This is a genomic window from Staphylococcus sp. GDY8P67P (assembly GCF_017892545.1).
Lineage (GTDB): Bacteria > Bacillota > Bacilli > Staphylococcales > Staphylococcaceae > Staphylococcus > Staphylococcus ureilyticus.
In genome coordinates, this window is record NZ_JAESLH010000004.1 from 402,593 (window position 1) to 414,786 (window position 12,194).

General features: G+C 32.9%; 8 protein-coding genes and 1 riboswitch. All 8 genes read right to left on the reverse strand.

Annotated features, from left to right (window positions below; all coding sequences use genetic code 11):
* Window positions 1–198: 198 nt before the first annotated feature.
* The 8 genes from KA833_RS01890 to KA833_RS01925 all read right to left on the reverse strand — a co-directional run bounded on the left by KA833_RS01890 (window position 199) and on the right by KA833_RS01925 (window position 11,917).
* On the reverse strand, window positions 199–5,367 hold the full coding sequence (locus KA833_RS01890; protein ID WP_210128282.1) for a GA-like domain-containing protein: 5,169 nt from the start codon (window positions 5,365–5,367) through the stop codon (window positions 199–201).
* 291 nt (window positions 5,368–5,658) lie between these two features.
* A complete protein-coding gene (locus KA833_RS01895) occupies window positions 5,659–6,645 on the reverse strand; it encodes a choloylglycine hydrolase family protein (RefSeq protein WP_210128281.1) in 987 nt (328 codons plus the stop codon).
* Window positions 6,646–6,770: 125 nt separating this feature from the next.
* Complete coding sequence (gene nrdG / locus KA833_RS01900) at window positions 6,771–7,304, reverse strand: anaerobic ribonucleoside-triphosphate reductase activating protein (RefSeq protein WP_046206953.1); 534 nt, start codon at window positions 7,302–7,304, stop codon at window positions 6,771–6,773.
* Complete coding sequence (nrdD, locus tag KA833_RS01905; protein WP_210139443.1) at window positions 7,301–9,151, reverse strand: anaerobic ribonucleoside-triphosphate reductase; 1,851 nt, start codon at window positions 9,149–9,151, stop codon at window positions 7,301–7,303. The genes nrdG and nrdD overlap by 4 nt, the downstream gene beginning before the upstream one ends.
* Before the next feature lie 165 nt (window positions 9,152–9,316).
* A complete protein-coding gene (locus tag KA833_RS01910; RefSeq protein WP_064209982.1) occupies window positions 9,317–10,315 on the reverse strand; it encodes a ThiF family adenylyltransferase in 999 nt (332 codons plus the stop codon).
* Window positions 10,315–11,082 (reverse strand): thiazole synthase, encoded by a 768-nt coding sequence (locus KA833_RS01915; RefSeq protein ID WP_210128279.1) that lies wholly within the window; start codon window positions 11,080–11,082, stop codon window positions 10,315–10,317. The genes KA833_RS01910 and KA833_RS01915 overlap by 1 nt, the downstream gene beginning before the upstream one ends.
* Before the next feature lies 1 nt (window position 11,083).
* On the reverse strand, window positions 11,084–11,284 hold the full coding sequence (thiS, locus tag KA833_RS01920; protein ID WP_204180472.1) for a sulfur carrier protein ThiS: 201 nt from the start codon (window positions 11,282–11,284) through the stop codon (window positions 11,084–11,086).
* A 39-nt stretch (window positions 11,285–11,323) separates the two neighbouring features.
* On the reverse strand, window positions 11,324–11,917 hold the full coding sequence (locus KA833_RS01925) for a thiamine phosphate synthase (RefSeq protein WP_081254298.1): 594 nt from the start codon (window positions 11,915–11,917) through the stop codon (window positions 11,324–11,326).
* A gap of 75 nt (window positions 11,918–11,992) precedes the next feature.
* Window positions 11,993–12,105, reverse strand: a riboswitch (TPP riboswitch).
* Between the last annotated feature and the right edge of the window lie 89 nt (window positions 12,106–12,194).

Below are 12,194 nucleotides of genomic sequence, written 5' to 3' on the forward strand. Positions count from 1 at the left end.
TTAATGATCATCAATATATTAAAATTCACGGTTGCTAAGTTTTAAGACTTATTTTGTTTACATGATTAGGAACAAAATAAGTCTTTTTTAATTACTATATATCATTAATTTTATTAAAAAAGCACTTTGGAGACTAGACTTTTAATCTAATCATTCCAAAGTGCTTATAAATCCAATGAAACTTTTTAAATTTTAAACTTAATGTTCTGTGTTTTTATCACTTTTTAAGTATCTTCTATAAACAATCATTAATCCTAAAATTCCAAATAGAATTTCGAATGCATAAGGGTTATTTTTGTCTAATCCACTATACGGTAAATTCATATTGAAATTATTTTCTTTGTTTGGATTTACAAACAATTTTTTGTTTAATCTTTCAAGATTGTGGTGATTATTTTGAACATTAAATTGACGTGAATGCATGTCTAGCGACTTATTATTTTTAGTCGCTTTTTCGTCATTTTCAAAATGACTTGAATTATATTTGTCATTTATTTTATCCATACCTAATGACTGTTTCTTATCTGATATACCATTACTTTCTATATCTTTTACTTTTGATAGCATTTCAGATGTGACTTTATCTAAGTTAGTCTGTAATTCAGCAATATTTGATGTACCGTTTGGCAAGTTACTTATTTTTTCTTTTGCAATACTTCTTAATGAATCTAATTTTTCAATTAGTTTGTCTAAGTCAGCTTGTTCACTTGGCGTAATCAAACCATCTTTTCTAATTTCTTTTATTTTATTAATCACTTTTGTTTGTGCTGCTTTAGCATCAGCAATTGCTTTTTTAGCTTCCGATACTTGTTTTGTATCTAGGACACCATTACTATCAGCATCATTCACTTCTGGTGATGTTACGGATGGTATTTGATTTAGTTTTCTTTGTAAATCTGCTTTTCCTACTGTGCCGTTTGGTACTTTGGCTAACTTGTCTTTCACTGCTTGTTTTTCTTTATCTAATTTTTGAATCAACTGATCTATTGCTGCTTTTTCTTTTGGATTTACTAGTCCATCGGATTGAATCTCTGCTAGTTTCTTATCTACTGCTGCTTTTGTTGATTCTGTTGCTTTAATCGCTTTACTTACCTCTGATACTTGTTTTGTATCTTGAACACCATTACTATCTGCATCATTCACTTCTGGTGACGTTACGGATGGTATTTGATTTAGTTTTCTTTGTAACTCTGCTTTTCCTGCTGTGCTGTTTGGTACTTTAGCTAACTTAGCTTTCGCTGCTTGTTTTTCTTTATCTAATTTTTGAATCAACTTATCAATTTCTTCTTTCTCTTTTGGATTTACTAGTCCATCTGATTGAATTTCTGCTAGTTTCTTATCTACTGCTGCTTTTGTTGATTCTGTTCCTTTAATCGCTTTACTTACCTCTGATACTTGTTTTGTATCTTGAACACCATTACTATCAGCATCATTCACTTCTGGTGATGTTACCGATACGATATTATCCAATCTTCTTTGTAAGGCATCTTTACCAGCTGTGCCGTTTGGTACATTCTCTAATTTCTCTTTCGCTACTTGTTTTGCAGTTTCTAATGTTTGAATCAACTGATCTATTGCTGCTTTTTCCTCTGGAGCCACTAAGCCGTCGGATGTGATTTCAGTTAATTTTTTATCCACTGCTGTTTTTGCTATTTCAGCTGCTTCTATCGCTTTTTTCGCCTCTGATAATTGTTCTATATCCAAGATACCGTTACTATCTGCATCATTTACTTCTGGTGATGTTACTGATGTGATATTGTCTAATCTTCTTTGTAACACATCTTTACCTGGTATGCCATCCGGTACAGTATTCAATTTATTTTTCGCTGATTGTTTGATTACTTTCAATCCAAAGATTAGTCTATCAATTTCGGCTGCTTCACTTGGAGTTACTAAACCATCGAATGTTATTTCAGACAATTTTTTATCCACTGATGCTTTTGCTTTTTCCACATCTGCTATGATATGAGTCATTTCTAACAATTGGTCTGTATCTAAAACGCCATTACTATCTGCATCGTTTATCTCTGGTGACGTTACTGATGTGATATTGTCCAATCTTGTTTGTAAATTATCTTTACCCGCAGTGCCGCTTGGTACGCTATTTAGCTTTTCTTTTGCCGTTTGTTTTGCGCTTTCTAATGTTTGAATTAATGCATCTACTTCAGATTTTTCATCTGGCGTTACTAGACCATCGGATGTTATTTCTGTTAACTTGTTGTCCACTGTCGTTTTGGCTTGTTCCGCATTCACTACTGCTTGAGACGCTTCGGATAATTGCTCAGTATCTAGCACACCATTGTTATCTGCATCGTTCACTTCTGGCGATGTTACTGATGTGATATTGTCCAATCTTGTTTGTAACTCGGCTTTCCCTGCGGTACCATTTGGCACACTACCTAATTTCTCTTTCGCTGCTTGTTTCGCGCTTTCTAATGTTTGGATTAACGCATCTACGCTCGCTTTTTCATCTGGAGTCACTAATCCATCTGCTGTTACCTCAGACAATTTTGTATCTATTGCTGCTTTTGCCTGTTCCACATTCACTACTGCTTTTCCTGCTTCAGAAATGTGTTGATTATCTCCATTACCATCACTATCTACATCATTTACTTCTGGTGATGTTACGGATTTAATGTTATCCAATCTTGTTTGGAGCTCATCTTTCCCTATGGTACCGCTCGGTACGCTATTTATTTTCTCTTTTGCAGTTTGTTTCGCGCTTTCTAATGCTTGAATTAACGCATCTACTTCTGCCTTTTCGTTTGGAGTCACCAATCCATCTGCTGTGATTTCAGTCAATTTCGTATCCACTGTCACTTTCGCTTTTTCCGCACTTACTACTGCTTGCGTTGCTTCAAACAATTGGTCTGTATCTAATTTACCATTACTATCCGCATCGTTTACTTCTGGTGATGTTACTGAAGCGATGCTGTCTAATCTTGTTTGGAGGTCACCTTTACCTGCAGTACCATTCGGCACACTTTCTAGTTTCTCTTTTGCAGTTTGTTTCGCGCTTTCTAATGCTTGGATTAACGCATCTACTTCTGCCTTTTCATCTGGTGTTAATAGTCCATCTGAAGTTATATCTGACAACTTAGTATCTACTACGGTTTTCGCTTGTTCTGCATTCACTACTGCTTGAGACGCTTCGGATAATTGTTCAGTATCCAAGACTCCATTACTATCTGCATCATTTACTTCTGGTGACGTTACTGATGTGATATTATCCAATCTTGTTTGTAAATCATCTTTACCCGCAGTACCATTCGGTACATTGTTTATCTTCTCTTTCGCCGTTTGTTTCACTGTTTCTAATGTTTGAATTAACGCGTCTACTGAAGTTTTTTCGTCTAGAGTCACTAAACCATCTGCTGTTACTTCTGCCAACTTCGTATCTACTGCTGCTTTTGTCTGTTCCGCATTCACTACTGCTTGTGTTGCTTCAGACAATTGTTCAGTATCTAGCACACCATTACTATCTGCATCGTTTACTTCTGGTGATGTTACGGATGTAATATCATTTATTCTTTTTCGTAATAAATCTTTATTAGTGAGGCCATTCGGTAGAGCGTCTAATACTTGTATTGCTGATGATTTGGCCTTTTCAATTTCTACATTCATTTTATCTATTTCGGCTTTTTCATCTGGTGTTACTAATTGGTCTTGCGTCACTTCACCTAGCTTTATTTTGGCTTGTTTTTGCACTTGTGTTGCTGCTTCTATAGCATCTTCTACTTTTTTGATTTTTGCTTTTTTCAAAGCTTCATTGATTGTTTCTGCCACTTCTTGGATATTAACAGCTTTATTAGTAATATTTACGCCTCTTAATACATTAGTATCTGTAGTATCACTCAAGATATAACCAAATAATTTATCTTTATTCACATCAATATATTGATTAGCGTCAAAAGAAATGTAAAATTTTACTGATCCGCCTGATCCACCACCTCTATCAGGGTCACCATTTCCGCCACTGTTTGGACGTGTATATGAATAATAACCTAAATGATCTTGTCGTAATACAACTCTTTGTCTACCTTCATAAACTGCTACGACCTGTTTAATTTTTTTATTGAGGCTATCATTTGGTCTTATCGCATAGTTTTCAAATCTATACGTTCCTCTACCTTTTTCTTTTGACAATTCCATTGTTGCTATTAAAGCTTCACCATCATGTAACACTTCATCTTTTACTATACCAAAATCATTTTTAGTTACATCATTTTGATTTGTAAATGTATATATACCTTGATAATTCGGACTGTCACGATTAACTGTTAAATCTTTCATTTTTGACAGTAGTGTGTTTATATTATTCGCTTGACTCCCTGTGATTTTTCTATTTCTTGCTACAGAATAATCCCTATTAAAAATTCTGTCATAAGCCGCTTTATTATTTTTTAATGAAGTTTGTCTAATAATATTTCTTAAAAACAGCTTTCTTTCTTCTTCCGTTAGTTCTCCTCTATTTCTTTCTACTTCATTAAGTGCCGTCGCAATATAATCTCCGGCTCTTAATGAATTATAAGATAATCTAGGTCCAAAGTAATGGTGATTATTGCTTATTCCATTATAGTATCGATTTCGGTCGATACTTCTAGCTACTCGAGTTTTTGGAATATATTGCTTTTCTGGTTGTTTTTCATTTTTGACGTCTTTTTCGTTCGTGCTCAAACCTTTTTCTGATTCATTTTTCTCTATATTATTATTAGGCACTTCAACTTTCGTTTCAGTAACTCTATTTTCCATCGAAATCAAATTTTGAGTGACTGATTGCTCTTTTTCGTTCAATTTCGAATTACTATTTATTTTAGTATCTGTATTTTCGGCAGTTGATGATTGTTTTTTATCTATATCTAGCTTTTCAGTATCTAATGCCTTTATTTCCTCATCGTTTTTTATTGTTTCAGGTGTTTTTTCTTGTTTATCATTTTGTATATCTTGTTCGTTTACATCTGAATGGTCTGGTTGTTCTTTATTTTCAATAATAGTATCGGCATTTGACTCGAATTGTTGCGATGTTATCTCAGTACCTTCCTCAACTGATTTTGTATCTTTTGAAGCACTTTTGTTTTCTGTTTTATTATCAATTTCAGCTTGGATGGGTTGTTGTACTGTGTCATTGTTACTCTCTTTTTCTAATATATTATTAAAATTTGAATCATTGTTAGTGTTCTCTTTATCTACTTTAGGAGGTATTTCTTTCACTTCTTGTTGTTCTTTTTGTAAAGTATCAGCTTGGGCTTCTTCACTATGTTGAAAAATTAATAAACTTCCTAAAAGTACTGAAGCTGTTCCAATCGTAAATTTACGTATGGAATATCTATTATTTCTCCTAGCCATATACTCTCTAAATATTCTCATTGTTATCTAACTCTCCTTTTCGATAGTAAAATCATTTTAGATGTTATTAAATTTAATACAATTTATCTTTCTTTAATCATTATAATTTTAAATTTAATGACCAACAGTACTTATAATGCGTCAGTAAAAAAGTTGAATTTTTAAGTAAAATAGTGAGATAAAAACTTTTTTCCATCAAAAATGATTGTTATTAAACATAAAAAGACACATAAAAAACGATCGTTTTTTATGTGTCTCATATTAGTTATTGATTGTTTAAAATTCATTCTAATTAAGTGCTCGCTTTAAATCTTAATTCAAGCGATTTATCGCTAATCCATCAGTTGGCTCAAAAATAGTCATTTCTTTTTTATTCAGTAGATCTTCTGATAAATGTAGTTCAGTAATTTTATTAGAGTTATACCATTTAATATAAAATGTACGTGTCGTTAAATTTAAGACCGTCTGATATAACGTATAATGTAAATCATTTTGTTCATCTCTAACTGCGCCTTTAGGTATACTCATAATTTCCAATAATTTAAAAGCGTTAAGTATGTCTTGTTCAGGACTGTTTGCTGCTTCTTCTAAATAATTTTTCAAGTAAGCAATACGAACAAATCTTTCTGATGATGTGTATCCACCTGGTAAGCCATAGGTGCCACCTTCATTGCCTAATGATTTTAAATTAATATTAGCAAAATTTCTTTCATTTGGTTTATGTGGTGAAATGTTTATATAATTTCTTAAATTTTCATAATGCCAATTCAAATCAGGATTGTTAGTCAAAACGGCAACTGGATTGTCATTAACGACTATTTGACCTTTATCAAAAGTGAGTTCTACCGTTCTACCCGTATCATCAGAAATATGATAATGTAACGGTGGAACTTCAGAGAGATCGTTCAAAGTATGTGCCACGACATTAACATTTTGTGCGTTTTTAATTAAATCAGCTATGCTTTTGTTATAACCTAGTATCCAATTTATCACTTCATTTTGAGCAATATTCATATAGCCTGCTTTAGTTTCATTTGCATAAGAAGCATAGCCTCTGAAATATTGTACTGAAACACCAACGCCATGCTCGTTAACACCATCTCCAAATAAAAATCCTTCCATATCGCTGCCAGAACCTACGAAGCCATACAATGTTTCACCTTTATACTCTACACGCGATTCCCAGTAATAGTGGCGTGGTTGAACCGCTGGATTACCTTTTAATTGATAAACAAAATCCATTGTTCGACCTAATATAGCTTGATGATTTTCAGACATAAATGAAAAACCTGTACACATTGCTCATACGCTCCTTTATTAGCAATTTGCTAAATCTATTTTTGTCTTAATTATGATTGTAATTAACTTTATATCATATTAATAGCAATTCGCCTCAATTTCAGGACACAGACATAACCACAATGTTAAATTATATACTCATGAATTCTACCATCGACTAATGATTTTTGCACATCGATCACACGTTGATTTAATGAACCTTTATAAGGTAAATTGGGTTTATATAAGTGATGCATGAAAGGACCGTCGACGAGTACATCTATAATTTTCAATAATTCATTTCTCTGAGATTGATCATTCCTTAAGTATTCAAATAAAAATCCAGTCCATACCCATAAGGTTTTGCTATGACCAAAACGTTGTCTAAATGCATGAGCACAATTGAGTGTTATATCTAAGTTACAAAATGGTTCCCCACCTAAAATACTTAAACCTTCTATATAATCAGGTTCGCAATTTTCTAATATTTCATTTAAAGTTTCAATATTAAATTTCTCACCATACTTAAAATTTTGAGCTGCTTTGTTATAACAATTTAAACATGCAAATGGACACCCTGAAACATATAAACTACATCTCACGCCTTCGCCATCTACGAAACTTTGTGACTCTATTTTGGCAATGTAACCTTGTCCATTAATGATATTTAGTATTGTCATATCGACTGGTCTTTCATGTGTTTTACTCTTGCACAAATTTCTTTATGTCTACCTTCGATTGTAGGACGTTGCACTGGATTACCTAAATAGCCACATGTTCGTTTTACTACATCTACGGTTTTAGGGTCGCTATTTCCACATTCTGGACATTGATATCCTGATGCAGTTGTTTTAAAATCACCTTTAAAATCACATAAACGACAATGATCTATAGGAATATTTGTTCCTAGATAACTAACTTTGTCATATGAATAATCCCAAACCGCTTCTAATGCTTTAATGTTATGGTCTAATTTTGGATATTCACAATAATGTATGTAACCACCACTAGCATAAAATGGATAATCTTTCTCAAAATCTATCTTTTCAAATGGTGTAATATCTTTTCGCACATCGTAGTGGAACGAATTTTGATAATACCCCTTGCTTGTAATATCTAATATATCGCCGAATTTTTCTCTATCTAATCTGCAAAAACGATCTGTTAATGATTCACTTGGTGTACTATATATACTAAACCAAATGTCGTAGCGTTCAGTCCATTCCAATTGATAAATTTTCATAGCTTTTAAAATTTGTAAGGTGAAGGCTTTACCTCTTGCAGTTTTTTCCCACTCAGGGCCATAAAAAACAGTAGCTGCCTCATACAGACCAATATAACCTATCGATAACGTAGCACGTTTGTTTTTAAATAATGACATAACACTCTCTTCATCACTTAAACGATGTTTAAACGCACCATTTTTATATAAAATTGGAGCGTTATCAGGTGTAGCTTGTTCCATACGTTTAATGCGATAAACTAATGCGTCGTGCATAATTTGCATTCGTTCATGAAAGATTTCCCAAAACTTTTCCATATCATCATCTGATTCTATAGCTATTCTCGGCACATTAAGCGTTACTACACCTAAATTACATCTTCCATTATTTTCTGCTTCACCTTGCTCATTTTTCCATACTGGTAAAAAAGAACGACAACCCATTGGCGCTTTAAAATCACCTAAAATTTCTACAGTTTTATCATAATTTAATATATCTGGATACATTCTTTTTGTAGAACACTCTAATGCTAATTTTTTAATATCATAATTAGGGTCATCTTCACTAAAATTCACACCTTTTTTAATAGAAAAAACTAATTTAGGAAATATAGCTGTTATACGGTCTTTTCCAAGTCCTTTTATTCGTGTTTTCAATATCGCTTGTTGAATTTTTCTACTATATTCATCTATACCTAGACCAAAACCAAGAGTGACAAATGGCGTTTGTCCATTTGAAGTATAAAGTGTATTTATTTCGTATTCTAGACTTTCAATTGCGTCATTAATATCTTGGGTGATTTGATAATCAACATATGCATCAATATGTGTATCATCAACAAATTGTTGTGCCAATTTTCTATGTTTTGCTTCGTTATATTTTACGTAATCACTTAATAATTCGTCTACTCGATCAATGGTACAACCCCCGTATTGACTACTAGAGACGTTGGCAATAATTTGTACAAGCTGAGCAGAAGCTGTTTGAATTGATTTTGGCGATGTCACAGATGCATTGCCAATTCGAAATCCATGTTTCAACATATTTTTAGCATCAATTAAACAACAGTTAGTGAGTGGTTGAAATGGGTGATAATCTAAGTCATGGAAATGTATATCTCCACTTTTATGTGCTTCAGCTATATGTTTAGGTAATAAGTAATCCAAAGCATATGATTTAGATACAACACCTGCTGTTAAATCTCTCATTGTAGAAAAAGTGGCACTATCTTTATTAGCATTTTCGTTAATAACAGTTGGATCTTTTGTAATAAGTTTCGTTAAATTTTGTTCTAATTTATTCATTTTACCCCTTCTTTTCTATATATTGTATATAAACATAATTTATACCACAATATATAGTGTTTCAATGTTGAGAAGAGCTGTTAACAAATATGTCACAAATTTGTTACGATTTAAGAAACTTTAATTTTTATTCTAAAATTTTTGCTTTTGAGAAATGTAAATGTCCTATTTTATGCTTTTAGCAAAATGTGTATATAATGCTTGCGCCTGTCCTTCATCTTCCAAGCCATAAACATTCATACGACCATCTTTAAATAAAGTAATATCGATTTCGTTATAAGAAAGTAATTTAGCAAAGCTATTGGCCTTTTTAATTTTGGCAGGTAGGTAATGTGCATATTCAAAAATATTTTCATCGAAACGAAGCAAAAATGTATTGCCACATTGAGATTCTACGTTTGTATGTTGAGGTTGGTTCAGTAAATCATATCTCTGATGTACACAAATGCTACAATCGTCATTTTTAAGTTGGTTGATATTCACTGTATGGTACTGGATTGAAAAAGTATCTAGCGTTATTAATTTTTGAGAGAATCCAGATGCTGTTATCCAACGTAATAATTCTGAAACTTCCATGCTAGCTACTTGGTATATAACTGTAGGTAACACACCATTAATAGAACAACTTTCTGCAGATTCTGGCATCTTATCGAGCACACATTTTAAACATGGGCCTTTATAATCAATACCATAAACGGTACCTTGACTTCCGATTGCTGCCCCATAAATCCAAGGTATCGAAAATTTATGGCATACTTCGTTAATCAAGTATCTAATTTTAAAATGATCCATGCCATCCATGACGATATCAGGATTTGATTTTCTTAAAATGTGTTCAATGTTGGTGCAAGTTATTTCTTTGTATAATGTGTTGATTTTAATATTAGAATTTATATCTAACAAATGCTTTTTTAGTGCTTCCACTTTAGGCATCATCGTTTGTGCATCGTTTTCAGTATAAGTGGCTTGTCTATGCAAATTTGATAATTCTACAATATCCATATCAATAATCGTAAGCTCGCCAATCCCCATACGTGTTAATATTTCTGCACAATGACTTCCTAACGCTCCTGCTCCTACAATCATCACATGTGTTTGCGCTAGTTTACGCTGGCCTTGTTCACCAAAATTTTTATAGCGTATTTGACGAGAATATCTTTCCATCATAAAAATCCGATGCCTTCTGTTGGACTTGAAGCTTGAGCTGTGTACTTAACTGGTATTCTCCCTGCTTGATAACTCATTCTTCCTGCTTGAATACCCAATTTCATGGCTTCTGCCATTTTCCCTGGATCTTTCGCACTAGAAATTGCTGTGTTTAATAAAATGGCGTCGGCCCCTAATTCCATAGCATGACATGCATCTTTTGGTGATCCAACCCCTGCATCCACAATTACGGGTACATTGGCGCGTTCAATAATATAACGTAGATTTAAAGGGTTGTTTATTCCTCTTCCTGTACCAATAGGTGAAGCTAGTGGCATAATCGCGTGTACTCCTAATTCTTCTAAACGCTTAGCAAGTACAACATCATTTGAAATGTAAGGACACACTGTATAACCTTTTTCTAGTAAAACCTTGCACGCCTCATATGTTTCTAGCGGATCAGGTAGTAAGGTTTCCTGATCACCTATCACTTCTACTTTAATCATGTCACAAAGATTGGCATGATTAGCAATTTCTGCAATTCTTATCGCTTCCTCAGCTGAAGTTACTCCAGCAGTATTAGGAAAAGTAACAAAATTTGATAAGTCAACTTTTGCTAAAGGATTAGGAAATTTCTCATCATATAAGTTCATTCGACGTACTGCAAAAGTTAAAACCTCTGTTTCAGATGCATTTATTGCCTCTTTTTGAATGGCTTCTGTTTCAAATTTACCAGTACCTAATAACAATCTTGAATTAAATTCAAATTTTCCTATTTTAAACATCTTATCCGCCTCCTACAAATTCTAATAATTCTAAACAATCTTTATCATTAACGACATGATTCTGAAATTGGTTTTGCTTAATTAATTTTTTATTATGTTCAACAATCACTCTTTTTTCGTCTAAACCAAGTGTTTGCAATACCTCTTGTATATTTAAAGGATTTTCAAATGTGAAATTATCACCATTAATAATGCAATGCATCATGATTCATTCCTTTCTCGCTTATTGATTAGTAAATCATTAATTTTGTGTTGTTTCATAATGTAACCATGCTCTGTGTAACGCTTGTACTGTTTTTATTGAGTGATTAAAAATAGAAATACCTGCGATACCTTGAAATCCCTTAGGCAAATGAGGCATAGTTGTTAAATTAATGCCACCTAATGCGATTACGGGAATATCACTTTTCAATGCTTCATTGACCTCACTAAATGATCTAGGGGTTAACCCCTTTTTAGACTTTGTTTCAAATACGTGCCCATAAAGTACAAAATCTAAATTTAAATCTTCTGCATATTGAATTGCATGGCTACTGTGTGTAGACATACTTATTTTTATGTCTGAACAATGTTGTTTTAAAGCACGGATTTGCTCATCATTTTCTCTAAAATGTATGCGTGATAAGCCGCAAGATTGGAGTACACGATAATCACTGTGAATAATAATTTTATCTTTTGGAAAATGTTGTTGCTTTAGTTGGTTAATCCATTCAATCTTCTCAGAAGTACACATCGGTGACCTGACGATGAGATAATCAATATAAGGTTCAATTTCACAATAATTCGCGCTATCTTTCTTGGTTAATTTATGATAATTGGTAATCGCAATAATCACTATAATCACTCCTAAAAATAAAAAAACGTTACTTTTCCAAATAGGAAAAATAACGTTAATATGAACGGACTAATACGGTTTATAACGCCACTTTTCCTACGCCAGTACAAACTGGATCAGGTTCAAGGAATTCTAGCGTATCACGCTCGTCTCAGCCTTTTGTCATAAAGGCACTTCCAGTGGTCTAAACTTATCTCTATTTAATTGATATGCATTTTATGTTTATTTCATGTTTAATTTAACGTAAAAACTGTATTTTTTCAACCGTCTATATTTT